The organism is Georgenia faecalis (assembly GCF_003710105.1).
GTDB lineage: Bacteria > Actinomycetota > Actinomycetes > Actinomycetales > Actinomycetaceae > Georgenia_A > Georgenia_A faecalis.
In genome coordinates, this window is the sequence record NZ_CP033325.1 from 27,000 (window position 1) to 52,991 (window position 25,992).

Below are 25,992 nucleotides of genomic sequence, written 5' to 3' on the forward strand. Positions count from 1 at the left end.
CTACCGCTGCAGCTCGATGACGGTCTGGCCGATGCGGACGGGGGTGCCGGCCGGGACGACGACCGGGGTGGAGATGCGCTCGTCCCGCACGAACGTGCCGTTCGTCGAGCCGAGGTCCTCGAGCCACCACTGGCCGTCCTGCGGGAAGAAGCGGGCGTGCCGGCCCGAGGAGTAGTCGTCGTCGAGCACGAGGGTGCACCCCGGGGCGCGGCCGACGAGGATCGGGCCCGGCCCGAGCGGGAGGGACGCCCCGGCGAGCGGTCCGGCGCTGACGACGAGGCGGGTGGGGGTGTGGCGGGTACCGGTCCGCACCGGGGCGGCCGGCTGGGGCGCGGGCCGGGGCGGCGCGGACGGCGGGGCGGCGGCGGCCTTGCGGGCGGTGGCGGCCGCAGCCGCGCGCCGGTCCCGCTGGGGGCGGCGGTTGAGGCGGGTGCCGAAGATGTCCTGGCGCAGCACCGCTAGGGCGCCCAGGACGAAGACCCACAGGAGCACCAGGTAGCTCAGGCGCAGCAAGGTGACGGCGAGCTCGCTCATCAGGGGGTGGTCACCCGCCGAATTCGTCGTCGGGGCCGCTGTCGGCGGCCGTCCAGAAGAGGATGCGGGTGCGGCCGATGGTGATGGTGTTGCCGTCGACGAGCGTGGCCGCCTGGACCCGGTGGCCCTCGACGAAGGTGCCGTTCGTTGAGCCGAGGTCCGTGGCGATGGTGCCCGACGCCGTCACGCGGATCTCCAGGTGGCGGCGGGAGACACCGGGGTCGTCGACGACGATGTCCGCCTCCGAGCCCCGGCCCAGCACGGTGACGGGGCCGGTGAGGATGTACCGCTGCCCGTCGATGTCGACGATGGGGTGGCGGGCCGACGCCGCCGTCGACGTGGCCGGGGCGACGGTGCCGCGCCGGGTGGCGGCGACGACGTCGAAGCGGCCGGTGCTCAGCTCGTCCTCGGTCTCGAAGGCCACCTTCACGGGGCCGACGAACGCGTAGCGCTGGGAGGTGGCGTGCTCGGTGGCGGCGTCGGCGATCTCCTCCGCGAGGGCGTCGGCGCCCCACGCCGTCACGTGCTCGTGGTCGGTGGGGCTGAGCCGGACGGTGAACTCGTTGGGCACGACGGTGCGGCCGCGGGTGACGGCGGCGGCGCGGTCGTCCATCTCGCGGCGGACCGCGCTGGCGATCTCCACGGGCTTGACCTCGCTGCGGAACGCCCGCGCGAAGGCGTTGCTCACGACGTTCTCGACCTTCTTCTCGAACCGGTCGAGGGCTCCCATCGCGCGCACCTCCTTCCGCTCGCCAGCCCGGTCAGTGCAGCGGGTCGGCCGGTCGCGGACGCGCTGCTCGTCCGACGATCGTAACGATCCTGCATCCATCGTGGTGCACGCGCCCTTCGCGCGCCCGCTCATCGCCCGGTTCGGCGGGTGCGCGGGCCTCCTGCCACCCGCTTCTCGTGATCATGCAGAAACGCTGACGGGATCGCGGTGCGGGTCACGGGCGGCCGGGCCGCGCGGCTGCGGCCCCGATCCGTGGTGGAGCGCTCTGCGGTGGCCGGCCACGGGCGGGGCGGAGCGCTCCTGGGTGCGTGCTAATCTTGGCCCCGCCGTTTCGACGGCAGCGCGCGAGTGGCGGAATAGGCAGACGCGCACGGTTCAGGTCCGTGTGCCCGAAAGGGCGTGGGGGTTCAACTCCCCCCTCGCGCACAGCGCTCAGCGGCGGAGTCCCAGGCAATCTCGGGGACTCCGCCGCTTCGTCGTTCCGGGCTCGGGTCCCGCCCCGGCCATCGCCGGGGGGTGCTCCCTACTCGGGCCGCTCAGGCCGGGCGGCGACGTGCTCGACCGCCTCGGCCATCGCCGCGAAGCCCCGGGCGAGCGCCCGCAGGCCCTCGACGTCCATCTCGTTGAGGATGAGCGCGCGCGCCCTCTCGCCGACGCTCTCGAGCTCGACGACGGTGCGCTCGCCCTCGGTGCTGAGCCCGACGAGGTGGACCCGCCGGTCCGCCGGTGCGGCCCGCCGCTCGAGCATGCCGCGCTTGACGAGGCGGTCGACGAGCCCGGTGACGGTCGCCATGGAGACGTCGAGCCGGCCCGCCAGGTCCTTGCCGCCGAGCGGCCCCTCGAGGCGCAGGATCATGAGGACCTTGAGCTGCTGGATCGTCAGGGTGGTCCGGAGCATGGGCGCGAGGCGCTCGCGGGCGAGGAGCCGGGTCACCTCGTCCTGGAGGCGCGAGACCTCACGCACGAGGTCGGCCTTCTCGTCCATGGGGTAATCTTACTTCGCCTCGTCCTAAGTAAATTTGCCCCCTGGGAGCTCGTGTGGCGCACCTCGCCCGGTTCAGTCTGTCCAACCGGGCGCTCGTCGCCCTCGCCACCGTCTTCGCCATCCTCGGTGGGCTGTGGGCGACGACGGCGCTCAAGCAGGAGCTCATCCCCTCGCTCGAGCTGCCCGTCGTCGGCGCCGTGACGACCTACCCGGGCGCCGCACCCGACGTCGTCGAGCAGCAGGTGACCGACCTCGTCGAGCAGGCGGCCGGCTCCGTCGCGGGCCTGGAGTCGACGACGTCGACCTCGAGTGCCGGCGTCTCGGTCGTCATGCTCGCCCTCGAGTACGGCACGGACGCCGCCGGCGCGCAGCAGGACCTCGAGGCCGCCATCAGCCGCCTCTCCTCCGCCCTGCCGGAGACCGCTGAGACCCAGGTGATCTCCGGCGGCATCGACGACCTCCCCGTCATCCAGCTCGCCGTGACCGCCGACGCCGACCCGGCGGCCACCGCCGAGACCCTCGAGACGGTCGTCGTCCCCGAGCTCGAACGCATCTCCGGCGTCCGCGACGTGGCCCTGACCGGCACGACGGAGCAGGAGGTCGTCATCGACGTCGACCTCGCGGCCCTCGCCGCGGCGGGGCTCTCGCCCGAGGTCATCGGTGCCACCCTCGCCGCCAACGGCGTCGTCATCCCCGCCGGCTCCCTCACCAGCGGGGAGCAGACGCTCAGTGTCCAGGTCGGCTCGCGTCTGACGAGCGCGGAGGAGGTCGCGGCCCTCCCGCTGCCCACCGCCACCGGACCGGTCCGCCTCGACGCCCTCGCGGACGTCAGTGCTGCCGACGTCGCCCCGACGAGCTTCACCCGGACGGACGGTGAGGACAGCTTCGGCATCGCCATCACGAAGACGCCGGCCGGGAACACGGTCGAGGTCTCGCACGCCGTGCAGGAGCTCCTGCCCGACCTGCGTGACGCGCTCGGCGAGGGGGCACGGACGGTCGTCGTCTTCGACCAGGCGCCCTTCATCGAGCAGTCGGTCGAGGACCTCGCCGTCGAGGGGCTGCTCGGCCTCCTCTTCGCCGTCATCGTCATCATGGCGTTCCTGCGCTCGGTCCGGGCGACGTCGGTGACCGCGGTGTCCATCCCCCTCTCGCTCATCGTTGCGCTCATCGGGCTCAAGGTCGTCGGGTTCTCCCTCAACCTCTTCACCCTGGCCGCGCTCACCATCTCGATCGGGCGCGTCGTCGACGACTCCATCGTCGTCATCGAGAACATCAACCGGCACCTGAGCTACGGGAAGGACCGCCGGACCGCGATCCTCGACGGCGTCCGCGAGGTCGGCGGGGCCATCACGTCCTCGACGATCGCCACCGCGGCCGTCTTCGTGCCGATCGGGCTGGTCGGCGGCATGGTCGGCGAGCTGTTCCGGCCCTTCGCCTTCACCGTCGCGCTCGCCCTGGTCGCCTCGCTCCTCGTCGCGCTGACGATCGTCCCCGTCCTCGCCTGGTGGTTCCTCAAGGCGCCGGGCGACGGCGCCGACGCCGCGCGCGCGCAGGCCGAGGAGAAGGAGCGCCGGGGCGTGCTCCAGCGCGGCTACGTGCGCTCGCTGCGGACCGTGCTCGCGCGCCCGGTCGTCACCACCGTCGTCGCCGTGGCCATCCTCGGCGGGACCGTCGGACTCGCCACCCAGCTCGAGACCGAGTTCATCGGCGACACCGGCCAGAACACCCTCACCGTCACCCAGTCCCTGCCGGCGGGGACGTCGCTCGAGGCCATGGACGCCGCGGCCACACGCGTCGAGGAGGTCGTCGCCGATCTCGACGGCCTGGAGACGTACCAGGTGACCGGTGGCTCCGGAGGCGGCGCCTCCGCCTTCCTCGGGGGTGACGGGAGCACGACCTTCTCCCTCACGCTCGAGCTCGACGCGGACGCCGTCGTGGCCGAGGACGCGCTGCGTGCCGGTCTTGCGGACGTCGACGCCGGTGACGTCACCGTCTCGGCCGGCATGGCCGGGTTCGCCGGCGGCCTCGAGGTCATCGTCTCGGGCGCCGACGGGGACGCTGTGGCCGAGGCCGCCACCGGGGTCGAGGACGCCGTGCGCGAGCTCGACGGTGTCACCGACGTGGCCTCCAACCTCGCGGCGGACCTCCCGACGGTCGAGGTGAGCGTCGACCGCGCGGCCGCCGCCGCGGTGGGGCTGACCGAGGCGCAGATCGGCCAGACCGTCTCGGCTGCCCTGAGCGGCACGACGCTCGGCGCGATCACCACGGCCGACGGCGTCCAGAACCTCGTCCTGCGCACCGGCGCCGCGCCGATGACCGTCGACGAGCTGCGTGCGCTGCCCCTTGCGGGTCCCGCCGGCCAGGTCCCCCTCGACGCCGTCGCCGACGTCGAGGAGGTCGCGCAGCCGGTGACGATCACCCGTGCTGACGGCCTGCGGTCCGCATCCATCACGGCCACGGCGACCGCCTCGGACCTGGGAGCCACGACGGCCGCGCTCCAGGGAGCGCTCGACGGGCTCGACCTGCCCGAGGGCGTCAGCGCCGAGATCGGGGGCGTCAGCGCGCAGCAGGACGACGCCTTCGCCAACCTCGGCCTCGCGCTGGCGCTGTCGATCGCCATCGTCTACGTCGTCATGGTGGCGACCTTCAAGTCGCTCGTGCAGCCGCTCATCCTCCTCATCTCCGTGCCGTTCGCGGCCACCGGCGCCATCGCGCTGCTCCTCCTGACCGGCACCCCGCTCGGCGTCCCGGCGCTCATCGGGGCGCTCATGCTCGTGGGCGTCGTCGTCACCAACGCCATCGTCCTCATCGACCTCATCAACCAGTACCGCCGGCAGGGCATGGGGCTGCGCGAGGCGATCGAGGAGGGCGGCCGGCACCGACTGCGGCCCATCCTCATGACGGCGGCGGCGACGATCGGGGCGCTCACGCCCATGGCCATCGGCCTCACGGGTGGCGGGGCCTTCATCTCCCAGCCCCTCGCGCTCGTCGTCATCGGCGGGCTCATCACCTCGACCGTGCTCACCCTCCTCCTCGTCCCGACGTTCTACTCCGTCATCGAGGGGCGGACGGAGCGGCGTCAGACGAGGCGGGCCGGCCGGCACGCCGCGACGGCCGAGGACGCGGCGCCGTCGGACGCTGCACCGGAGACGACGGCGGTGCACGCCTAGCGGTTGATGCTTCCGGCGTCACGCCGTCCCCGACGACCTCTCGACGAGGTGAGCCACCGGAGTTATCCACAGCGCAGGGCCCGACTGTGGATGGAGCTCGGTGCGGATACGCTGCCGCGATGACCCGCCCGGGACGCGCGCGCCGGGCCGCGGCGGTGCTCGCCTTGGGCGTGACCCTCGCCGGCTGCTCCGGTGCGGCCCCGCCGCCGGACAGCTCCGCGACGCCGAGCGCCCCCCCGTCCAGCACCGCCGAGGGCACCTGGTGGCACCCGGACGCGGACGACGTCACCACCTGGCAGTACCAGCTCACCGGCCCGCTCGCCGTCGTGGACGCGGACGTCTACGACCTCGAGCCCGACGCCGTCACGCCCGCACAGGTCGCCGCCCTCCAGGCCGGCGGGGCCCGGGTGCTCTGCTACGTCTCGGTCGGCTCGGTGGAGGAGTGGCGCGAGGACGCCGGTGACCTCCCCGACGCCGTCGTCGGCGAGCCGCTGGAGGGCTGGCCCGACGAACGGTGGCTCGACGTGCGCGAGCGGGACGTCCTGCTCGACTGGGTGGCGCCCCGCCTGCAGCGCTGCGCCGAGGCCGGCTTCGACGGCGTCGAGCTCGACAACGTCGACGCCTACGCCAACGACACGGGTTTCCCTCTCACCGTGGCCGACTCGGAGGCCTACGTGCGCGCGCTCGTCGACGCCGCGCACGCCGAGGGCCTCGCCGTCGCCCTGAAGAACGCCCCGGAGCTGGTCGAGCCGCTGGCCGCGGAGGTGGATCTCGCCGTCGTCGAGGAGTGCGTCGCGGAGGGCTCCTGCGGGGACTACCGGGCGCTGCGCGAGGCGGGCTTGCCGGTCCTCGCGGTCGAGTACGGCCCGGTCGAGGGCCACTGCGGGGCCGCGCAGTCGGCGGGCCTGGTGCTCATCGGGAAGGACCTGGACCTGGGCCCGGAGCGGGAGAGCTGCCCGGCGCCTCGGGGAGACGCTCGACCCACGCCGTGAAGGGGTCGGGGGACCCGGCCCCGGCCGGGACCGTCCCGACCGCGCGGGCGGCGTCCCACGCCCACACGGGGATCGTGCCGGAGTACCGGCGCCCGCCGGGGAGGACGACGACGATCGACGCCCGCAGAGCCCGGCGGAACACGGCGAGCACCCCGCGCAGGCCACCTCCGAGGGCCGGGCGCGCGCTGCGGTAGACCCCCCGGCCGGTGAGCAGGGCCTCGGCGACGGCGAGGGTGTCGGCGCGGGGGACCTCGAGGACGACGCTCCCGACGCTCAGCTGATCGCGCGTCTCGTCGCCGTCGCCGAGCTCGACCTCCACCTCGGGCCACCAGCCCCCGGGTTCCCCGGAGCCGCGCTCGGCGAAGCGGACGCTGCGCGGCTCGACGTCGGCCGCCGGGCGGCCGTGGGCGGCGCCGAGTGCGACGAGGCGGTCGAGGAGCTCACCGTCAGCCATGCCGTCGAGACTAGCCAGGCAGCCGGGGGGGCGACCCGGACGTGGCCCGCCTACCGTGGCGCCATGACAGAAGAGGACCCCCGGGCGGTCGGCGTCGAGACCGAGGTGGTCGACTCCTTCCAGCAGGGCACCGACGAGGGCACCGAGCGGCTGCACCGCGGCGGCCGTGCCCTGCTCACCACCGGACTGTTCGGCGGGCTCGAGGTGGGCCTGGGCGTGCTCGCCTACCTCGCGGTGCTCCACGAGACGGGCAACCACCTGCTCGCCGGCCTGGCGTTCGGGATCGGCTTCGTCGCGCTCCTGCTCGCCCACAGCGAGCTGTTCACCGAGGACTTCCTGCTCCCCGTCCTGGCGGTGTTCGCCGGCCGCGGGACCGTCCTCGACCTCCTCCGCCTGTGGGCCGTCACGCTGGCGATGAACCTCGTGGGCGGGTGGGTCTTCATGTGGCTCGTCGCCCACGCCTTCCCGGAGTTCGGGCCCACGCTCACCGAGTCCGCCCGGCACTTCGTCGACGCCCCGCTCGACCTGCGCTCGGTGTGCCTCGCGGTCCTGGGCGGTGGCGTCATCACCGTGCTGACCCGCATGCACACCGGGACCGAGAGCGACGTCGCGAAGATCATCGCGTCGTTCGGCTGCGCGTTCCTGCTCGCGGGGCTCTCCTTGTTCCACTCGGTGCTCGACTCGATCCTCATCTTCGGCGCCATCCACGCCGAGGGGCGCGTGGGGTACGGCGAGTGGCTCGCGTGGTTCGCCTACGTCGTGCCGCTGAACATGCTCGGCGGCATCGTCCTCGTCACGGCGCTGCGGCTGGTGCGCGCCAGCCAGCTGCCGGGGACGCCGGGGCCGGACAACGCCGGTAGCGAGGATCCCGGAGGACGGCGGGGCTAGCCTGCCTGCATGGCGACCTGGGACTCCCTCACCGACCGGCTCACCTCCGCGCTCACCGACCTCGCCGACGACGAACGCGTGACGGTCATGGCGAGCGGGACCACGATCGAGCTCCGGCGGCAGGACACCTACCTCTACGCCGAGTGCACCGGCGAGTCGCCCGGCGCGGACCCGGACGCCGTTCGAGCCGCCTTCCTCGCCCTGGGGTGGAACGTCCCGCCCCAGGTCGGCGCGCACGGGTTCGTCCGGCACTTCCCCGCCGACGACGGCGCCCCGCCCAGCCGGTACGCCGACGACGGCGTCGTCGAGGAGGCCGTGGCACTTGTCGTGCGCACCCTCCGCGAGCTCGGCGGCCCCGCCAGCCCGGACGGGATCGACCTCACGAACCCGTGACGGACGTCGCGCCCGCACGAGCACGGGCCACTACCCGTCGGTCGGGCGCGCGGCGTGGCGGCGTGGGCTAGGCCCGCCCGTCGGCGTCGCCGCCGGGGCGTGCCTCGTGGCGGCCGTGGCCGTCCGCGTCGTCGGCCGTGGTGGCGTCCTGGTCCGAGCGACCGGAGCCGCCCCGGTCTACGGACGCGCCACCCGAGGCCAGGTCGGAGCGCACGGCCCCGCCGGACTTCTCCACGGGGTCGAGGTCGTCGGCGTCGGCGTACTCCTGGTCGACCTGGTCGCGCAGCGTGGCGGCCGCCTCGCTGCGCTGGCGCGCCTCGCGCTCGAGCTTGTCCGCCTCGACGCGGGCGCGCTTGGCCTCGGCGTCCGCAGTGGCGGCGTCGGCCTCACGCTGCTTGGCGGCGATGTCCTGCTCCTCGGCGTGGGCGCGGAGGTCAGCGGCGTGCGCGCGGTTCTCCCGCTGGCGCTGCGCCTCGCGCTCGCGGCCCTTGCGCCGGGACACCATCACGAGGGCCACGATGACCGCCAGGACGACGACACCGATCAGGATCCACAGCCACAGGTTGTCGTCCATCTCGTCACTCCCAGGTTCTCGCGGTGCTGTCCATCGAATGGAACCGGAGATCAGCGGCGACCGCGACCCGGGGCGCGCGGCGTCAGGAGGCGGACTGGCCCGTGGCGAGGTCGAGCGCGAGGTCGGCAGCGAGGGCGGCGACGTCGTCGACGGCGAGGTTGAAGGCCTCCCCGGCGCTGGGGCCGCAGAGGTCGGAGATCCCCCGCACGGAGACGAACGGCAGGCCGAAGGAGTGGCACGCCTGCGCGATGGCCGCCGACTCCATGTCGGTGGTGAGGGCGTGCGGGAAGGCCGCGCGGACGTGGTCGACCATCCGCGCGTCCACGAAGCTGTCGCTGGTGACCATCTGGCCGACGAGGACGCCGGACCGCGCCTTGGCGCGCTCGACGAGCGCGGGCGCCCCGGGGTAGCTCACGGGCATGCCGGGCACCTGGCCCAGCGTGTACCCGAACGCCGTCGCGTCGGCGTCGCTGTAGGTGTAGTCGGAGCCGACGACGACGTCACCGACGCGGACGCCGACACCGAGGCCACCGGCGGAGCCCGAGCTGACGACGATCGAGGTGCGCACGGCGTGCACGGCCAGCGCGGTGGCGACGGCGGCGTTGACCGTGCCGATCCCGGAACGGACGAGCAGGAGCCTGCGGCCGGAGACGGTCGCGAGGGACGTGCGGGCGTGACCCACCTGGCGCGGCGTGCTGAGGTCGCTGGCGCGTCGCTCGAACGGCGCGAGCTCGGAGTCCATCGCCGTGATGATGACCGCGTCGACCGTCGTGGCGTTGGGGGGAGCGGGGGAGAGGACCGGGGTCCTCTCGGGGCTCACGCGAGCACCTGCGTCCACTCGGCGCGGTGGGCGAGGAACTCAGCGGCGGCGCGCTGGGCGCCCTCGAGGGAGTGGCTGGCGCCCCACCCGCACTGCACCTCGTTGGCGGCGGGGACCTCGGTGGCCTCGAGCACGTCGGCGAGGGTGGCCTCGAGCGTGTCGAGGAACTCCTCGTAGGTGCCCCCGGCGAGCAGGGCGTAGAAGCCGGTCTGGCAGCCCATGGGCGAGATGTCCACCACCGCGTCCGTGTGGGAGCGCATGTGCTCGGCCATGAGGTGCTCGAGCGAGTGGACCACCGGCATCTCGAGGTGGTCGGCGTTCGGCTGGCAGAAGCGCACGTCGTACTTGACGAGGACGTCACCGCCCGGCAGCTCCTTGGTGTCCGCGACCCGTACGTACGGTGCGGCGACCGTCCGGTGGTCGAGGTTGAAGCTCTCGACGTTCATCTTCTCCACCCGCCCATGATGCGCGATGCACGGTGGGCCTGTCTGTGGCCCCGGGGTGTGGGATGGGCCACGCGAAGCGCCCCAGCGCGCGGCCCGGGTCCGCGCCGCAGGGGGCGCTCGCAGCCGCCGGACCCGGCCGCCCACGGGCCGCCGGCGGTCCCCCGCGAGGGGCGCGCCGAGGCCTGTGGGGGCCGCCGCAGCGGTGTCAGTGGTCGGTGGGACGGTGCGAGCATGGACCCGCGGGCACCACCGACACGCCGACCCGGCGCGACACGCCGACACAAGGTCTTGGGGCTGTTTGCTCTACCGACCACTAGGTGTAGTGTCGGGGGTCCCGAGGCCGGAATGACAGACCTGTGATTTCACTCGGCGACCAGCCCCCCGCGGGCACCGCACCGAGAGGAGATCGGCTCCGATGAGCATCACCGTCTTCAGCAAGCCGGCCTGTGTCCAGTGCGATGCCACGTACCGGGCCCTGGACAAGCACGGGCTGACCTACGAGGTCGTCGACATCTCGACGGACGTCGAGGCACTGCAGACGGTCAAGGCGCTGGGTTACCTCCAGGCGCCCGTCGTCTTCGCCGACGGCGACCACTGGTCCGGGTTCCGCCCGGACAAGATCCGCGCGCTGGCCCACCAGGCCATGGCCGTCGCGGTCTGACCTCCGCAAAGCTTCGTCCCGGACCGGCGTAGCCCGGCGGTCCGGGACGATTCCATCCGTGCGTCACGCACTCGCGCGGTCGGTGAAGGAGGAGGGCATGGGAACCGTCGTCTACTTCTCCTCGGCCTCGCTCAACACGCACCGGTTCATCGAACGGCTGGAGATGCCCGCTGCGCGCATCCCGCTGCGCCCCGCGGACCCCTTCCTTCGGGTCGACGACGAGTACGTGCTCGTCGTACCGACGTACGGCGGCGGGAACGGGCGCGGCGCCGTGCCGCGCCAGGTCATCGCCTTCCTCAACGACGAACGCAACCGTTCGCTGTGCCGCGGCGTCATCGCGGCCGGCAACACGAACTTCGGCGCCGCCTACGGCCTGGCCGGGGACATCGTCTCCGCAAAGGTCGGCGTGCCGTACCTGTACCGATTCGAGCTCATGGGAACGACCGAGGACGTCATGCGCGTCCGTCAAGGATTGGAAGAGCTGTGGCTGCAACGCTCACGGATACCGGCATGACCCCCACGACGACCGCGACCGCGGCGACCCAGCTCGACTACCACGCGCTCAACGCGATGCTCAACCTCTACGACGCCGAGGGCCGGATCCAGTTCGACGCGGACCGGGAGGCGGCGCGCCAGTACTTCCTCCAGCACGTCATCCCCTCCTCGGTGCCCTTCGAGAGCCTGCACGCCAAGCTCGCCCACCTGGTCCGCGAGGGGTACTACGAGGGCGAGGTCCTCGCGCAGTACGGGCCGGACTTCCTCGAGCGGATCTGGACGCACGCGGAGGGCATGCGGTTCCGCTTCGCCACGTTCCTCGGTGCGTTCAAGTACTACACGTCCTACGCGCTGAAGACGTTCGACGGCAAGCGTTACCTCGAGCGGTTCGAGGACCGCGCCGTCATGGTCGCCCTCGCCCTGGCCGAGGGGGACGAGGCGTTTGCCCTCAACCTCGTCGAGGAGATCATCTCGGGCCGCTTCCAGCCGGCCACGCCCACCTTCCTCAACGCCGGGAAGGCACAGCGCGGCGAGCTCGTCAGCTGCTTCCTCCTGCGCATCGAGGACAACATGGAGTCCATCGCGCGGGGCATCAACTCCGCCCTCCAGCTGTCCAAGCGCGGTGGCGGCGTCGCCCTGTCACTGACGAACGTCCGCGAGGCCGGTGCGCCGATCAAGAAGATCGAGAACCAGTCCTCCGGCGTCATCCCCGTGATGAAGCTCCTCGAGGACTCCTTCTCCTACGCCAACCAGCTGGGGGCACGCCAGGGCGCCGGCGCCGTCTACCTCCACGCGCACCACCCCGACATCCTCAAGTTCCTCGACACCAAGCGCGAGAACGCCGACGAGAAGATCCGGATCAAGACCCTCTCGCTCGGCGTCGTCGTCCCGGACATCACGTTCGAGCTCGCCAAGCGCAACGAGGACATGCACCTGTTCTCCCCGTACGACGTCGAGCGGGTCTACGGCGTGCCGTTCTCCGAGATCAGCGTGAGCGAGAAGTACGACGAGCTCGTCGCCGACGACCGCATCAGCAAGCGCACGATCCGGGCGCGGGACTTCTTCCAGACGATCGCGGAGCTGCAGTTCGAGTCCGGCTACCCGTACCTCATGTTCGAGGACACGGTGAACCGCGAGAACCCCATCGCGGGCCGGATCACCATGTCCAACCTGTGCTCGGAGATCCTCCAGGTCTCCACGCCCTCGGCCTACAACGAGGACCTGTCCTACGACGTCGTCGGCAAGGACATCTCCTGCAACCTCGGCTCGCTCAACATCGCCAAGGCCATGGACTCCCCGGACCTCGGCCGCACCGTGGGCACCGCCGTGCGGGCCCTCACCGCGGTCTCCGACCAGACGCACATGACGTCGGTCCCCTCGGTCGAGCGCGGCAACACCGACTCGCACGCCATCGGCCTCGGCCAGATGAACCTCCACGGCTACCTCGCCCGGGAGCGGATCTACTACGGGTCCGAGGAGGGCCTGGACTTCACCAACATCTACTTCTACACGGTGGCGTTCCACGCGATCACGGAGTCCAACCGGATCGCCCGGGAGCGCGGGGTCTCCTTCGCCGGGTTCGAGCACTCCACCTACGCGAGCGGGGCGTTCTTCACCAAGTACGTCGAGGGCGAGTGGGTGCCGCAGACCGAGCGGGTGCGCCGGCTGTTCGCCGACGCCGGCGTGCACGTGCCCACCCAGGAGGACTGGCGCGCGCTGGCGGCCTCGGTCGCCGAGCACGGCCTGTACAACCAGAACCTCCAGGCGGTGCCGCCCACGGGCTCCATCTCCTACATCAACAACTCGACCTCCTCGATCCACCCGATCGTGTCGAAGATCGAGATCCGCAAGGAGGGCAAGCTCGGGCGGGTCTACTACCCGGCGCCCTACATGACCAACGACAACCTCGAGTACTACGAGGACGCGTACGAGATCGGCCCCGAGAAGATCATCGACACGTACGCGGCCGCCACGCAGCACGTCGACCAGGGCCTGTCGCTCACCCTGTTCTTCAAGGACACCGTCACCACGCGGGACCTCAACAAGGCGCAGATCTACGCGTGGCGCAAGGGCATCAAGACGCTGTACTACATCCGGCTGCGCCAGCTCGCGCTCACCGGCACCGAGGTCGAGGGCTGCGTGTCCTGCATGCTGTGACGACCCCGCCGTGGCCATCCGCGGCACCCCGGCCGACGACGGCGCGCACGCGCCGCCGTCGGCCCACCCGCCCCGGCGGGGCGACGACGAACGCAAGGAAAGCAGGAGAAGTGGCCGAGAAGCTCACGCTGGTCAGCAGCGTCCAGGCGATCAACTGGAACCGCGTCCAGGACGAGAAGGACGTCGAGGTCTGGGACCGCCTCACCGGCAACTTCTGGCTGCCCGAGAAGATCCCGGTGTCCAACGACATCCAGTCGTGGAACAGCCTCGCCCCGCACGAGCAGCTCATGACGACCCGCGTGTTCGCCGGTCTCACGCTCCTCGACACGGTCCAGGGCACGGTGGGTGCGGTCAGCCTCATCCCCGACGCCGTGACCCCGCACGAGGAGGCCGTCTACACGAACATCGCGTTCATGGAGTCGGTGCACGCGAAGAGCTACTCCTCGATCTTCTCCACGCTCATCTCCACCAAGGAGATCGACGACGCCTTCCGCTGGTCCGAGGAGAACACCAACCTCCAGCGCAAGGCCGCGATCGTCATGGACTACTACCGCGGCGACGACCCGGAGAAGCGCAAGGTCGCCTCGACGATGCTCGAGTCGTTCCTCTTCTACTCCGGCTTCTACGCCCCGATGTACTGGTCGAGCCGGGCGAAGCTGACGAACACCGCGGACCTCGTCCGCCTCATCATCCGCGACGAGGCCGTCCACGGGTACTACATCGGCTACAAGTACCAGCGGGCCGTCGAGCAGGCGTCGCCCGAGCGTCGCGCCGAGCTCAAGGACTACACGTTCGAGCTGCTCTTCGAGCTCTACGAGAACGAGGAGCAGTACACCGAGGACCTCTACGGCCCCCTCGGGCTCACCGAGGACGTCTCGGCGTTCCTGCGCTACAACGCCAACAAGGCGCTGATGAACCTCGGCTACGAGGGCCTCTTCCCCAAGGAGGCGACGAACGTCAACCCGGCGATCCTGTCCGCGCTGAGCCCCAACGCCGACGAGAACCACGACTTCTTCTCCGGCTCCGGCTCGAGCTACGTCATCGGCAAGGCCGTGGAGACGCAGGACGACGACTGGGACTTCTGACGATCCCAGCGGGCTGCCCACGCCGGTAGCCAGCGGCAGTCGCAACGGCGGCCGCACACACACGACCTCCGCCCCGCTCGGGCGCGCCGCCGAGCGGGGCACGAGCGGGGAGGAGGCAACCCCGAACCAAGGAGCGCTTCATGCCGCGTACGTACGTCATCACCGGGGCCGGGTCGGGGATCGGAGCCGTCACCACCGACCTGCTCCGCCGGGCCGGGGCCACCGTCGTCGGGGTGGACCTGCGTGGCGCCGACGTCACCGCGGACCTGTCGACCGCCGCCGGACGCAGCACGGCGGTCGCCGACGTGCTCACCGCCACCGACGGCCGGATCGACGCCGTCATCGCCTGCGCGGGGATCTCGCTGCCCATCCCGACGACCGTGGCGGTCAACTACTACGGCGCCACCGAGTTCCTCGAGGGTCTCCGGCCCGCCCTGGCCGCCTCCGACGCCCCCCGCGCCGCGGTCATCAGCTCAGTGTCGTCGCTGCAGCCGAACTCCGCCGAGCTCGTCGAGGCGCTGCTCTCCTCCTCGGAGGCGGAGGCGACCGCGATCGCGGAGGAGCTCGCCGCCGACCCCCGTCGCGGCGGCCTCATCTACGCCTCGTCCAAGCGCGCGATCTCCCGCTGGGTGCGCGCGCGGGCGGTCTCGCCCGAGTGGGCCGGCGCGGGCATCCCGCTCAACGCGGTGGCCCCGGGCGTCGTCACCACGCCGATGACGGCGGGCATGCTCACCGCACCGGAGTCGGTGGCGTTCGTCGACGCCGCGGTGCCGATGCCGCTCAACTACCACCAGCCCCCCGAGGCGATCGCCCACCTGCTCATCTGGCTCACCTCGCCGGAGAACACCCACTGCGCGGGCCAGACGATGTACTGCGACGGCGGGAGCGACGTCGTCCTGCGCGGCGAGGACGCCTGGGCCTGGGCCGATGCCCGGGTGGGCGAGCGCTTCGGGCAGATGCGCGCCGGCCAGGCGGCCGCGCAGGCGTAGGGAGCGCCGATAGCCCCACGCACGCCACGCCGCGGCTCGCCCGCGCCCCCCGGTGGGGCGCGGGCGGTCCGCGGGGTGTGGTCTACCGCACTACGCTCGTGACGTGGATCTCGCCCAGTTCGCCGCCTCCTACTGGTGGCTGGTCTTCCCGTTCTCCGGGCTCATCGCCGGAGGCGTCCAGGGGCTGCGCGAGTGGGACGACCGCCGTCGCCGGGACCGGCTCGAGATGGCGCGGATCAAGTACGGCCAGGTGTCGCCGAGCGAGCGGCCTGCCGCGCTCGGGGCGGTCACCGGTGACGACGTCCGGCGGCTCATCGCCGAGCACGACGGCGTCGAGCAGCGCTGGCGCTCCTACGAGCTCGACGTCGCCAAGCTCATCGACTACCCGATGATGACCGACATGCGCGAGGCGCTCACCGTGGAGTTCCACCGCGCCAAGCGGCACGCCGACGGGCTGCGCCCGGCCGCGCCCAAGGAGCTCAAGGACCCCGACCGGTACGTCGCCTACCGCACCGCCGTCACCGACCTGGCGGTGGCGTTCGACGTCCTCGAGGGGGAGGCGCGGCGACGGCGGACCACGACGTTCACCGACACCGAGCGCGAGGCGCTGCGCCGCGCCAAGCAGCTCCTCGCCCTCGCGGAGGACCGCGCCGCGACGCACGCCGAGCGGCAGTCCGCCTACCGGCGGGCGATGCGCGAGCTCGAGGGCCTCGTGGTCGTGCCGGAGGAGGCGACCGACGCCATGGAGCGCCGCATCGCCGGAGCCCTGGGCGGCTCACCCGCCGGCCCCGGGGACGAGCGACCGGAGCGCGGCGCCGACGGCGGTCCAGGGCGCGCCTGAGCGCGGCGGACCTGCGGGGCTGAGTCCGGCGGCCCTTCGCGCGGCTGAACGCTGCCGACCGGTGAGCGCTGCGGACCGGTGAGCCCGGCGGCCCTTCACGCGGCTGGACGCTGCGGACCGGTGAGCGCCGCCGACGGCGGGCCGGCGTGCCCCGTGCCACGCTGGCGGTATGGCCGCACGGCGCGGGCGGGGCAGGAGGGTCCGGATGGTCGCGACGATCGCCGGCGCCCTGGTCGTCGTCGCGGTGGGGCTCGTCGGTGCCCTGTGGTTCGGCCAGCGCGCGCTCATCTACCACCCCGACGGCACCTCGCCGCCCCCGGCCGCCGCCGTGCTGCCCGACGGGCGCGACGTCGTCCTGCGGACGAGCGACGGGCTGGAGCTCGGCGCCTACCACCGGCCGCCCTCGCCGGGCTGCGCCACGACCGTGCTCGTCACGCCCGGCAACGGCGGCAACCGCGGCGGGCGGGCGCCCCTGGCGCGTGCCCTGGCGGAGCAGGGCTTCGGCGTCCTCCTCCTCGACTACCGCGGCTACGGCGGCAACCCCGGAGCCCCCACCGAGCAGGGCCTCGCCCGTGACGCCCGCGCCGCCCGCACCTTCCTCCTCGCCGAGGGGGTGGCCCCCGACGCGCTCGTCTACCTCGGGGAGAGCCTCGGCGCGGCGGTGGCGGCGGAGCTCGCCGCCGCGCACCCGCCGGCCGCGCTCGTCCTGCGCTCGCCGTTCACCACGCTCGCGGCCGCCGGCCAGGCGGCGTACGGCCTGCCCGTCGGCGTGCTCCTCCGGGACCGGTACCCCGTGGTCGACCACGTCGCCCAGGTGCGCGCGCCGACCGCCGTCGTCTACGGCACGGCGGACACCATCGTGCCGGCCGACCAGAGCCGGGAGGTCGCGCGCACGGCGCGGAAGGCGGGTGTCGATGTCGTCGAGGTGACGGTGGACGGCGGCGGACACAACGACCCCGAGGTGGCCCAGGGGCGGGCGCTCATCGACGCCCTCGTCGAGGTCACGGGGCGGTGCGGGACCTGAGCGGCCCGCTGTCGCCGGCGCTCGCTCGCGGGTAGCGTGCCGCACACCCGGGAGGAAGGGACGACGATGGCTGGTGAGCTGGCGTTCTTCGAGCTGGGGGTGGCGGACACCGCGCGGGGGCGAGCCTTCTACGAGCGCCTCTTCGGCTGGACCTTCTCACCCGGTCCCGGCGAGGACGGGTACATGATCGCGACGCCCGGCGTCCCGGGCGGCATGCACGGCGGTGATGCCGGGGCGAGCCCGTACGCGTTCTTCCGCGTGGACGACATCGAGGCCGCGAAGGCGCGCGTGGTCGAGCTCGGCGGGGGCGTCGACGACAACCACGACGTCGAGGGCGAGGACGACGCCCAGGACCAGTACGGGCGCTTCGTCCTGTGCCGGGACGACCAGGGGTCGCCGTTCGGGCTCTTCCAGGCCCCGACGGGCGCAGCGCCCGGCCAGGCGTGACGGCGCGGCGCTGGCGCTTCCGCGGTCACATCGCGGGTCTCGGCACGGCGGAGGGGACGCGGCTGGTGCTCGGCACCTGGCCGCGGTCGCCCTTCGGGGCGTTCGCCGACGTCATGGTGGAGCGCGCCGACGGCCACCGCGTCCTCCTCGCCCCGGACCCCGAGGTCGCGTCCTTCGTCGCCGGCACGTACCGCTTCGACGAGGTCCGGCAGGTGCCCGTCACCGTCCGGCGGCCGCCGCACGCCACGCCCGGTGACCCCAGCGGCCGCTGGCGGGTGAGCGCCGGCCCCCTGCGGGCGGAGTTCACGGTTGGCGGGCGCACGGGGCTGGGGAGGCTGCTGCGCCGCCAACCGCCGGGGATCAGCCTGAGCCGGGCCTGGGCGCTCGCCGTCGGGCCGGTCGCCCGGCTCGTGCTGCCCGGGGTGCGGACGCTGGGGACCGCCGGCGGCGGGCGGCGCGAGTGGTACGCCGCACGGGACGAGCACCGGATCACCGCGGCCCGCGCGTGGTGGGACGGCACCGACCTCGGGAACCTGCGCCCGGTGAGCCCCCCGCCGGCCTTCGGCTTCAGCTCGACGCCCGCTCGTCCCAGCCTCGTGCGCGTGGTGAGCACGGTCGAGCTCGGCGCCGATCGGGGAGCGGGCCCGGAACCGGCGAGCTGAGCGCGGGCCGGCGCACTCCGCCTGCGCGTGCCCGGGACCTGTCCTACGGTCGGGGCACAGGTGCCCAGGGAAGGGAGTGGCCCCGATGCCGAAGACCACCAAGGACGGCAAGCCGAAGCAGTCGGAGCTGCCTGAGACCCTCAAGCGCTCACCCGTCAAGGCGCAGCGCACGTTCGCCAAGGCGCACGACGCGGCGGCCGAGGAGTACGGCGACGCCGAGCGCGCCCACCGGGTCGGGTACTCCGCGCTCAAGCACAGCTTCGAGAAGGTGGGCGACCACTGGGAGCCCAAGGACGAGCCGGGCCCGTCCGACCGGCAGGCCGAGGGCGGGGCGGACACCGACCGTCCGACGGCGGGCGGCGTGGACGCCAACGCCTCCAAGTCCCACCTCTACGACGTCGCGAAGAAGCTCGACGTGCCGGGGCGCTCGACGATGACCAAGGACGAGCTCGTCGAGGCGATCCAGAAGGCCAACGCCCGCGAGAGCCGCACGTCACGCTCCTGACGACAGTCACGCTCCGGACGGCGGCCCCTCGCGCAGGGCGTCGACGACGGCGGGCAGCGCGCGCGGATCGGTCTGCACGATGAGCGTGGTGACGACGCTGCGCCGCCAGGCGCGGGCCTGGTCGCGGACCTGCGCCGGGGTGCCGACGAGGGCGACGTCGAGCACGAGCTCGGTGGGGACGGCGGCCGCCGCCCCGGCCCGGTCGCCGGCGGCCCAGCGGCGTGCCACCTCGGCGCACGCTGCCTCGTGCCCGAGGCGCTCGAGGGCCTCGCGGTGGAAGTTCGTCGTCGCCGATCCCATGCCACCCACGTACAGCGCGACGTGCGGACGCACGGCGGACGCCGCGGCCTCCACGTCCCGCCCGAGCGCCACGGGCACCGTTGCGCTCACCTCGAACGAGTCGGCCGGGGACAGGTCGGCGGAGCGCCGCGCGAAGCCCTCGGCCAGGGCGGCGCGGTAGCTCTCGTCCAGGGCGGGGGAGAAGAAGGCGGGCAACCACCCGTCGGCGATCTCCGCCGCCAGGGCGGTGTTTTTCGGCCCCTGGGCGGCGAGGTGCACGGGCAGGTCTGCGCGCAGTGGGTGGACGGTGGCCCGCAGCGGCTTGCCCTGGCCGGTGCCGCCTGGGTACGGCAGCTGGTAGTGCCGGCCGTCGAGGGTCACGGGGGCTTCGCGCCGCAGGACCTGCCGGACGACGTCGACGTACTCGCGGGTGCGCTCGAGCGGGCGCGGGTAGGGCTGGCCGTACCAGCCCTCCACCACCTGCGGCCCGGAGGCGCCGAGCCCGAGGATGGCGCGGCCCCCGGAGAGGTGGTCGAGGGTGAGGGCGGCCATCGCCGTCGCGGTCGGGGTGCGGGCGGGCATCTGCGCGATCCCGGTCCCCAACCGGGTTCGCGTGGTCCGCGAGCCCCACCACGCGAGTGGGGTGAAGGCATCGGAGCCGTACGCCTCGGCGGTCCACACCGAGTCGAGTCCGAGGTCGTCGGCGGCCGCGACCGCCTCGGCGGCGCCCGCCGGGGGCCCGGCCGACCAGTAGCCGGTGTGGAAGCCGAGCCGCAGGCCCGGGACGTCGTCGTCCATGCCCCGATCATGCCGCAGGCGCGCCGCCGGGTCCGCACCGCGTGGTGCGGGCCCGGCGACGGCCCGGAAGGGCTACAGCGCCTGCGCGTCGGGCAGGACCTCGGCGGCGATGAGGTCGAGGTGCTCGAGGTCGCTCATGTCCATGCACTGGAGGTAGACCCGGGAGATGCCCTGCTCGGCGAGGGCGCCCAGCCCGTCGACGACCTCCGCCGGCGTGCCGGTGAGGCCGTGCTCGCGCAGCTCGTCGACCTCGCGGCCGATGGCGGCGGCGCGCCGGGCGATCTCGGCGTCGTCCTTGCCGACGCAGGCGATGAACGCGACGGAGTAGACGAGCTCGTCGGGGTTGCGCCCCGCCTCCTCGCACGCCGCGCGGACCCGGCCGATCTGCGGCACCACGACGTCCTTCTCGGGGAAGGACTGGTTGTACTCCGTGGCGAAGCGGGCGGCGAGACGTGGGGTGCGCCGGGGTCCGCCGCCGCCGACGATGATCGGGAGCGGCTGCTGGACGGGCTTGGGCAGGGCGGGGGAGTCGGTGAGCCGGTAGTGCTCACCGGCGAACGTGTAGGTCTCCCCGACGGGGGTGCCCCACATGCCGGTGATGAGCTCGAGCTGCTCCTCGAGGATGCCGAAGCGCTTGTCCGGGAAGGGAACCCCGTACGCGGCGTGCTCCTGCCCGAACCACCCGGCGCCGAGGCCGAGCTCGACGCGTCCGCCCGACATCGCGTCCACCTGGGCGACCTGCACGGCGAGGATGCCGGGGTGGCGGAAGGTCGCGGACGTGACGAGCGTGCCGAGGCGGATGCTCGACGTCTCACGGGCGATGCCGGCGAGCGTCGTCCACGCGTCCGTGGGGCCGGGCAGCGGGTCGCCGTCGCCCATGCGGAGGAAGTGGTCCGAGCGGAAGAACGCGTCGAACCCGAGCTGCTCGGCACGCTGTGCCATGGCGAGCTGGTCGTCGTAGGAAGCCCCCTGCTGGGGCTCGGTGAAGATGCGCAGGTCCATACCCGCAAGCCTGCCAGGTGCGGCGACCTGGCGCCGACCCGGGGCCGCCCGGGCGCCGACCTCGGGCGGAGGCCGGGGGCCGCGGGGGTGGCAGCCGCCGTCGCAAGGGCCTGCGGGCATGGGAAAGCCCGCGGGTTCCCGGCCGTGCGGCCGGGTGCCGTGGTGGACGAGCCACGGCCCCCGCGGGCTCCGGTGACTACCTGGGTCTCGCCGCCGTCGGGCGGTGGACCGGTGGTCCGTCCGGTTGACGGCTAGCGGGTAGCCACCTCACGCGTCCCAGAAGAATTCACTTTCGGACCACCTCCTTTCCCGTGTGGTCCTAGCCTAGGCACGCCCCGGCGGCCGTGTCACGACCTTTTTTTGGCGCTCATCCGCGGGCGGACGCGCGCACGTCGCAGGTGGCGAGGTGGTCGTCGACGACGCCGACCGCCTGCATGGTCGCGTAGGCGGTCGTCGGCCCGACGAAGCGGAACCCGGCCCCCCGGAGCTCCTTGGCCAGCGCGTGGGACTCCGCCGTCGCCGAGGGCACCTGCGACGGGTCGGCCGGGGGCGCCTCGCGGGGTGGCGGTGCGTGGCGGGCGAGGAGGCCGGCGAGCGTCTCGCCCCGGTCGTGCAGGGCGAGGAGCGCCCGGGCGTTGGCGATGGTCGCCTCGACCTTCGCCCGGTTGCGGATGATGCCGGCGTCGGCGAGCAGGCGGTCGACGTCGTCGTCGGTGAATGCGGCGACCGCGTGCGGGTCGAAGCCGCGGAAGGCCTCGCGGAAGGCCTCGCGCTTGCGCAGCACCACCAACCAGGACAGGCCCGACTGGAAGGCCTCGAGGCTGATCCGCTCGAACAGCGCGCGCTCGTCGTCGTCGCCGTCCGCAAGCGGTCGGCCCCATTCCTCGTCGTGGTACCGCTCGTACAGCGGATCACCGTCCCCGAAGCAGCGCATGGCCGTGAGGCTAACCCGCCGGGGCGACGTCGAGCGGCGGGTGGCGCGGGCTGTGGACAGGGGCCGCGGGGCGCCGCGGCGGGCACCGAAAATCCAGACCTTCGGATGAAAATCTGTTCAGCAGCCGGATGTTGCGGCGGCAAGCATTGACCTGCGTGCGACCGACGCGCCAGAGTGTCGATCACGCCATGCGCGGGCGCCGTCGCCCGCCGAGAGGAATGACCTGAATATGCGAAGCCCTTACCGCCGCTGGTGCCTTGCCGGCGCCACGGCCGGACTCCTCCTTGCCTCCCTCACCCCCGCGAGTGCGGCGATCAACCAGCCGCCCGACGCCGGCCCCGACATCGACGCGATCATCGAGCGGATGACGCTCGAGGAGAAGGTCGGCCAGATGTTCGTTCCCTTCGTCTACGGCGAGAGCATCGACCAGGCCGACCCCCGCAACGTGGGCGCCGCGGGCGTGGAGACCATCGGCGAGGTCATCGAGGAGTTCCACCCGGGCGGCGTCATCTACTTCGGCTGGTCGAACAACCTCAACTCCCCGGGCCAGGTCGCCCAGCTGTCCAACGACATCCAGGCGCGCGCGACCGCCGACGGCGGCGTGCCGATGACCACCTCCATCGACCAGGAGGAGGGCGTCGTCGTCCGCCTCCCCCAGCCCTCCGCGCAGCTGCCGGGCGCGATGGCCCTCGGCGCGACGGGCAGCGCCGAGCACGCGCGCAACGCCGCACGCATCACCGCCGAGAAGCTCGCGGCCGTGGGCATCAACCAGGACTACGCCCCCATCGCGGACGTGAACTCCAACGCGATGAACCCCGTCATCGGCGTGCGCGCCTTCGGCGGGGACACCGCGCTCGTCTCCGCCCTCGTCCGCGCCCAGGTCCAGGGCTTCCAGGACGACGGCGGCATCTCCTCCTCGATCAAGCACTTCCCCGGCCACGGCGCCACGGACGTCGACTCCCACCTCGCCGTCCCGATCATCACGAAGTCCGCGGCAGAGCTCCGTGCGGAGGACCTGCCCCCGTTCCAGGCCGCGATCGAGGCGGGCGCCGACTCCATCATGACCGCGCACATCGCCGTGCCGGCGCTCGACCCGTCCGGCCGGCCCGCGACCCTGTCGGAGCCGATCCTCACCGGGCTCCTGCGCGAGGAGATGGGCTTCGACGGCGTGATCGTCACCGACTCCCTGAGCATGGCCGGGGTGCGCGAGGAGTTCTCGGACGACCGGGTCCCCGTCGAGGCGATCCTCGCCGGCGCCGACCAGATGCTCATGCCGCCGAACCTCCGCGTGGCCTACGACGGCGTCATCGCCGCCGTCGAGTCCGGGGAGCTCACCGAGGCGCGGATCGACGCCTCCGTCCGCCGGATCCTCGAGCAGAAGGACAAGCGGGGCGTCCTGGCGGACCCGTTCGTCGACCTCGACGCCGTCGACGACGTCATGGCCACCCCCGAGCACTACGCGACCGCCGGCACCATCGCCGACGACAGCATCACCCTGCTGGAGAACTCCGGCGTCCTGCCGCTCGAGGCGGGCACCCGGGTGCTCCTCGCCGGCTTCGGCGGCAACGCCCGGTACGAGGTCATCGCGGAGGAGCTCACCGCGCTGGGCGCCGAGGTCACCGTGCACCGCGTGCCCGAGCCGCCGGCCGCTGACGACGCCGCCGTGAGCGCGGCCGTCGCCGCGGCCGTGGAGGCGACGGCGGACCAGGACGTCGTCGTCGTCCTCACGCAGTCCGCCGTGTTCGTCCCCAGCGTCCCGCAGCAGGCGCTCGTCGCCGGGCTCGCCGACGGCGACGTCCCGGTCGTCCAGGTCGCGGTGCGCAGCCCCTACGACGTGGCCACGACGGCGAGCACGGAGGCGGCGCTCGCCACCTACAGCTACGCCGACGTCTCCGTGACGGCGGCCGCCCGGGTGCTCATGGGCGTGGTGAACCCCAGCGGGCGCCTGCCCGTCATGATCCCCACCATCGACGGCGAGGGGGAGCTCTACGCGCTCGGCCACGGCCTGCGCTACCCCGTCGTCACCCCGGAGCCGCCGACCGACGAGCCCACGGCGCCCCCCACCGACGCGCCCCCCGCGCCGACGCCGACCGACGAGCCCACCGCGCCGCCGACGGAGGGTCCGACCGAGGACCCGACGGCCGGCCCCACGGCGCCGGCGGACCAGACGCCGGGCGCCGCGCCGGGCACCACCCCTGGCGGCACCCTGCCGTCGACCGGCGCCGACGCCGGCCTGCTCGCCGGCGCCGCGCTGCTCCTCCTGGCCATGGGCGCCCTCGCCCTGCGCCGTCGTCCCTCGCTCGTCCACCCATGAAAGGACAGGTCATGACCCGTACGTCCCGCAGAGGCGCCGCGCTCGCGGTGGGCCTCGCCGGGTCCCTGGCGCTCGTCGCCGGGTCCATCGCCGTGGCCACCCCGGCCCCGACGGCCCTCCCGGCTGCGCTGCCGGGGCAGAGCCCCACCGTCGAGCTCGGCGTGGAGGTGCTCCTCGAGGAGCAGCTCGACGCCCTCGACGGCCAGCGCGTCGGCCTCATCACCAACCCCACGGGCGTCAACAGCGAGCTCACCCACACGATGGACCTCCTCATCGAGAACCAGGAGGCGGGGAACTACGAGCTCACGGCGCTGTACGCGCCCGAGCACGGCATCCTGGGCGGCGCACCGGCCGGGGCGACCGTGCCCAACTACGAGGACCCGCGCACCGGCCTGACGGTGTGGTCCCTCTACGGCGCCACCCAGCGCCCCACGGCCGAGATGCTCGAGGACGTCGACGTCCTCCTCTTCGACATCCAGGACATCGGGGCGCGGTTCTACACCTACATCTGGACGCTGTACTACGCGATGGATGCCGCCGCGGAGTTCGACAAGGACTTCATCGTCCTCGACCGGCCCAACCCGCTCGGCGACCGCATGGACGGGCCGATCCTCGACCCGGCGCTGTCGTCGTTCGTCGGCCTGCGGGAGATCCCCCTGCAGCACGGCCTCACCGTCGGCGAGCTCGCCTCGTTCTTCAACGGGGAGTTCCTCGAGGAGCCGGTGGAGAACTTCTCGGTCGTCGAGATGAACGGCTACGACCCGGACGACTTCACCGAGGGCTACGGCCTCGAGTGGGTGGCGCCGTCGCCGAACATCCCCACCATCGAGACGGCGTGGGCCTACCCCGGCACGGGCCTCGTCGAGTCGCTCAACGCCTCCGAGGGCCGCGGCACCACCAAGCCGTTCCTGTGGATCGGGCACGGTGACGTCAACGAGGTCGAGGCGTACGAGCTGGCCGAGGAGCTCAACTCCCGCGGCCTCGAGGGCGTCCACTTCCGCCCGATGTTCGCCAACCCCACGACGAGCAAGCAGGCCGGTCGCCTCTCCGGCGGCGTCGAGCTCCACATCACCGACCCGGCCGCGTACGTCCCGGTGCGCACCGGGCTGCACGTCGTCGACGCCTTCTACCACGGCATCGACGAGGTCGACTGGCGCGAGGGGACGATCTACCCGGACCAGCGGTGCGAGACCGAGGCCGACATCTGCTGGATCGACCGCCTCAGCGGTGACCGGAGCGTGCGCATGCAGCTCGAGCAGGGCGTCGACCCCGACGAGATCATCGCCGGCTGGGCCGAGGACCTCGCGGCCTTCGACACCGCCGCCGAGCCGTACCGCCTCTACGAGGACGTCGTCCCGACGGACCCGCCCACGACGGACGAGCCCACCCCGGACCCGACGACGGACGAGCCGACCGACCCGCCGACGACGGACGAGCCCACGGTGGACCCGACGGTGACCCCGACGACGGCCCCGCCGACCGCGGACCCGACGGTTGACCCCACGACGACCGCGCCCAGCGTGGACCCGACGACCGACGACGGCGGCGCGGGCGACGACGGCGCAGGCGGCGGCGGTGGCGGCCGTGGTGGCCTGCCCTCGACGGGTGCGCCGCTCGCCGGCCTCGCCCTGCTCGCCGGTCTCGCCGGTCTCGCCGGGGCCGGGGCCCTCGTGGCCCGGCGCCGCGGGGCCCGCGCCTGACCGGCCGCTGACGACGCGCTGAGCCCGCGCGTCCGACCCACACGAGAGGCGTCCCCCACCACGGTGGGGGGCGCCTCTCGCCGTCGGGCGACAAGGCCGCGAAAGAGTCGTAC

Annotated in this window: 26 protein-coding genes and 1 tRNA gene; 17 read left to right on the forward strand and 10 right to left on the reverse strand. The window is 73.2% G+C overall.

The genetic code is table 11. The annotated features are described in order from the left end of the window. Both EBO36_RS00125 and EBO36_RS00130 read right to left on the reverse strand, forming a co-directional pair. A complete protein-coding gene (locus EBO36_RS00125; RefSeq protein WP_122822822.1) occupies nt 1–534 on the reverse strand; it encodes an FHA domain-containing protein FhaB/FipA in 534 nt (177 codons plus the stop codon). Nucleotides 535–544: 10 nt separating this feature from the next. Then, the gene (locus EBO36_RS00130) at nt 545–1,264 is read right to left on the reverse strand and encodes an FHA domain-containing protein (protein ID WP_122822823.1); all 720 of its coding nucleotides are present in this window, start codon (nt 1,262–1,264) and stop codon (nt 545–547) included. 342 nt (nt 1,265–1,606) lie between these two features. On the opposite strand from EBO36_RS00130, the gene EBO36_RS00135 reads away from it, so the two are divergent. After that, nucleotides 1,607–1,690 (forward strand) — tRNA-Leu (locus tag EBO36_RS00135). A gap of 97 nt (nt 1,691–1,787) precedes the next feature. Here EBO36_RS00135 and EBO36_RS00140 read toward each other — a convergent pair. After that, nucleotides 1,788–2,249, reverse strand: coding sequence for a MarR family winged helix-turn-helix transcriptional regulator (locus tag EBO36_RS00140; protein WP_122822824.1), 462 nt, complete (start codon nt 2,247–2,249; stop codon nt 1,788–1,790). Between the two features lie 53 nt (nt 2,250–2,302). Here EBO36_RS00140 and EBO36_RS00145 point away from each other — a divergent pair, with 53 nt between their 5' ends. Together EBO36_RS00145 and EBO36_RS00150 are read left to right on the forward strand one after the other, a co-directional pair. Continuing rightward, nucleotides 2,303–5,419: an efflux RND transporter permease subunit gene (locus EBO36_RS00145; protein ID WP_164471253.1), complete on the forward strand. Its 3,117-nt coding sequence runs from the start codon at nt 2,303–2,305 to the stop codon at nt 5,417–5,419. A gap of 119 nt (nt 5,420–5,538) precedes the next feature. Then, the gene (locus tag EBO36_RS00150) at nt 5,539–6,411 is read left to right on the forward strand and encodes an endo alpha-1,4 polygalactosaminidase (protein ID WP_122822826.1); all 873 of its coding nucleotides are present in this window, start codon (nt 5,539–5,541) and stop codon (nt 6,409–6,411) included. On the opposite strand, the gene EBO36_RS00155 is transcribed toward EBO36_RS00150, so the two are convergent. Next, a complete protein-coding gene (locus tag EBO36_RS00155; protein WP_122822827.1) occupies nt 6,332–6,865 on the reverse strand; it encodes a hypothetical protein in 534 nt (177 codons plus the stop codon). The genes EBO36_RS00150 and EBO36_RS00155 overlap by 80 nt on opposite strands. A gap of 63 nt (nt 6,866–6,928) precedes the next feature. On the opposite strand from EBO36_RS00155, the gene EBO36_RS00160 reads away from it, so the two are divergent. Beyond that, the gene (locus tag EBO36_RS00160) at nt 6,929–7,753 is read left to right on the forward strand and encodes a formate/nitrite transporter family protein (RefSeq protein WP_122822828.1); all 825 of its coding nucleotides are present in this window, start codon (nt 6,929–6,931) and stop codon (nt 7,751–7,753) included. Between the two features lie 9 nt (nt 7,754–7,762). After that, nucleotides 7,763–8,146, forward strand: a complete 384-nt coding sequence (locus tag EBO36_RS00165; RefSeq protein ID WP_122822829.1) for a TY-Chap domain-containing protein — start codon at nt 7,763–7,765, stop codon at nt 8,144–8,146. A 67-nt stretch (nt 8,147–8,213) separates the two neighbouring features. Here the strand turns inward: EBO36_RS00165 and EBO36_RS00170 are convergent, their stop codons facing one another. The 3 genes from EBO36_RS00170 to EBO36_RS00180 all read right to left on the reverse strand — a co-directional run bounded on the left by EBO36_RS00170 (nt 8,214) and on the right by EBO36_RS00180 (nt 9,986). Further along, nucleotides 8,214–8,720: a hypothetical protein gene (locus tag EBO36_RS00170; RefSeq protein ID WP_122822830.1), complete on the reverse strand. Its 507-nt coding sequence runs from the start codon at nt 8,718–8,720 to the stop codon at nt 8,214–8,216. An 82-nt stretch (nt 8,721–8,802) separates the two neighbouring features. After that, nucleotides 8,803–9,540 carry a 5'-methylthioadenosine/S-adenosylhomocysteine nucleosidase gene (gene mtnN, locus EBO36_RS00175; protein WP_241237090.1) on the reverse strand — a complete coding sequence of 246 codons (738 nt, stop codon included), beginning with the start codon at nt 9,538–9,540 and terminating at the stop codon, nt 8,803–8,805. Further along, nucleotides 9,537–9,986, reverse strand: a complete 450-nt coding sequence (locus tag EBO36_RS00180; protein WP_187695852.1) for an S-ribosylhomocysteine lyase — start codon at nt 9,984–9,986, stop codon at nt 9,537–9,539. Before EBO36_RS00180 ends, mtnN begins: the two co-directional genes overlap by 4 nt. Nucleotides 9,987–10,401: 415 nt before the next feature. Between EBO36_RS00180 and nrdH the strand changes: the two genes are divergently transcribed. The 10 genes from nrdH (at nt 10,402) to EBO36_RS00230 (ending at nt 18,852) form a co-directional block, all read left to right on the forward strand. After that, complete coding sequence (nrdH, locus tag EBO36_RS00185) at nt 10,402–10,647, forward strand: glutaredoxin-like protein NrdH (RefSeq protein WP_122822832.1); 246 nt, start codon at nt 10,402–10,404, stop codon at nt 10,645–10,647. 97 nt (nt 10,648–10,744) lie between these two features. Further along, the gene (nrdI, locus tag EBO36_RS00190; protein ID WP_122822833.1) at nt 10,745–11,161 is read left to right on the forward strand and encodes a class Ib ribonucleoside-diphosphate reductase assembly flavoprotein NrdI; all 417 of its coding nucleotides are present in this window, start codon (nt 10,745–10,747) and stop codon (nt 11,159–11,161) included. Continuing rightward, a complete protein-coding gene (gene nrdE, locus EBO36_RS00195; RefSeq protein WP_122822834.1) occupies nt 11,158–13,299 on the forward strand; it encodes a class 1b ribonucleoside-diphosphate reductase subunit alpha in 2,142 nt (713 codons plus the stop codon). Before nrdI ends, nrdE begins: the two co-directional genes overlap by 4 nt. Nucleotides 13,300–13,409: 110 nt before the next feature. Next, nucleotides 13,410–14,384, forward strand: coding sequence for a class 1b ribonucleoside-diphosphate reductase subunit beta (gene nrdF / locus EBO36_RS00200; RefSeq protein WP_122822835.1), 975 nt, complete (start codon nt 13,410–13,412; stop codon nt 14,382–14,384). A 140-nt stretch (nt 14,385–14,524) separates the two neighbouring features. Continuing rightward, nucleotides 14,525–15,373: an SDR family oxidoreductase gene (locus EBO36_RS00205; RefSeq protein ID WP_122822836.1), complete on the forward strand. Its 849-nt coding sequence runs from the start codon at nt 14,525–14,527 to the stop codon at nt 15,371–15,373. 103 nt (nt 15,374–15,476) lie between these two features. Continuing rightward, the gene (locus tag EBO36_RS00210; RefSeq protein WP_187695826.1) at nt 15,477–16,214 is read left to right on the forward strand and encodes a hypothetical protein; all 738 of its coding nucleotides are present in this window, start codon (nt 15,477–15,479) and stop codon (nt 16,212–16,214) included. A 205-nt stretch (nt 16,215–16,419) separates the two neighbouring features. Then, on the forward strand, nt 16,420–17,238 hold the full coding sequence (locus EBO36_RS00215; protein ID WP_122822837.1) for an alpha/beta hydrolase: 819 nt from the start codon (nt 16,420–16,422) through the stop codon (nt 17,236–17,238). 66 nt (nt 17,239–17,304) lie between these two features. Next, a complete protein-coding gene (locus EBO36_RS00220) occupies nt 17,305–17,685 on the forward strand; it encodes a VOC family protein (protein WP_122822838.1) in 381 nt (126 codons plus the stop codon). Next, a complete protein-coding gene (locus EBO36_RS00225) occupies nt 17,682–18,347 on the forward strand; it encodes a hypothetical protein (protein ID WP_122822839.1) in 666 nt (221 codons plus the stop codon). The genes EBO36_RS00220 and EBO36_RS00225 overlap by 4 nt, the downstream gene beginning before the upstream one ends. An 85-nt stretch (nt 18,348–18,432) precedes the next feature. Next, nucleotides 18,433–18,852: a ChaB family protein gene (locus EBO36_RS00230; RefSeq protein ID WP_122825342.1), complete on the forward strand. Its 420-nt coding sequence runs from the start codon at nt 18,433–18,435 to the stop codon at nt 18,850–18,852. A 6-nt stretch (nt 18,853–18,858) separates the two neighbouring features. On the opposite strand, the gene EBO36_RS00235 is transcribed toward EBO36_RS00230, so the two are convergent. The 3 genes from EBO36_RS00235 to EBO36_RS00245 all read right to left on the reverse strand — a co-directional run bounded on the left by EBO36_RS00235 (nt 18,859) and on the right by EBO36_RS00245 (nt 21,865). Further along, nucleotides 18,859–19,908, reverse strand: a complete 1,050-nt coding sequence (locus tag EBO36_RS00235; protein ID WP_122825343.1) for an LLM class F420-dependent oxidoreductase — start codon at nt 19,906–19,908, stop codon at nt 18,859–18,861. A gap of 93 nt (nt 19,909–20,001) precedes the next feature. Beyond that, a complete protein-coding gene (locus EBO36_RS00240) occupies nt 20,002–20,931 on the reverse strand; it encodes an LLM class F420-dependent oxidoreductase (RefSeq protein WP_122822840.1) in 930 nt (309 codons plus the stop codon). Nucleotides 20,932–21,298: 367 nt separating this feature from the next. Further along, complete coding sequence (locus tag EBO36_RS00245; RefSeq protein WP_122822841.1) at nt 21,299–21,865, reverse strand: DNA-3-methyladenine glycosylase I; 567 nt, start codon at nt 21,863–21,865, stop codon at nt 21,299–21,301. A gap of 229 nt (nt 21,866–22,094) precedes the next feature. Between EBO36_RS00245 and EBO36_RS00250 the strand changes: the two genes are divergently transcribed. After that, nucleotides 22,095–24,179, forward strand: coding sequence for a glycoside hydrolase family 3 N-terminal domain-containing protein (locus EBO36_RS00250; RefSeq protein ID WP_122822842.1), 2,085 nt, complete (start codon nt 22,095–22,097; stop codon nt 24,177–24,179). Between the two features lie 11 nt (nt 24,180–24,190). Next, nucleotides 24,191–25,879 (forward strand): exo-beta-N-acetylmuramidase NamZ family protein, encoded by a 1,689-nt coding sequence (locus EBO36_RS00255; protein ID WP_244925318.1) that lies wholly within the window; start codon nt 24,191–24,193, stop codon nt 25,877–25,879. The last annotated feature ends 113 nt before the right edge of the window (nt 25,880–25,992 follow it).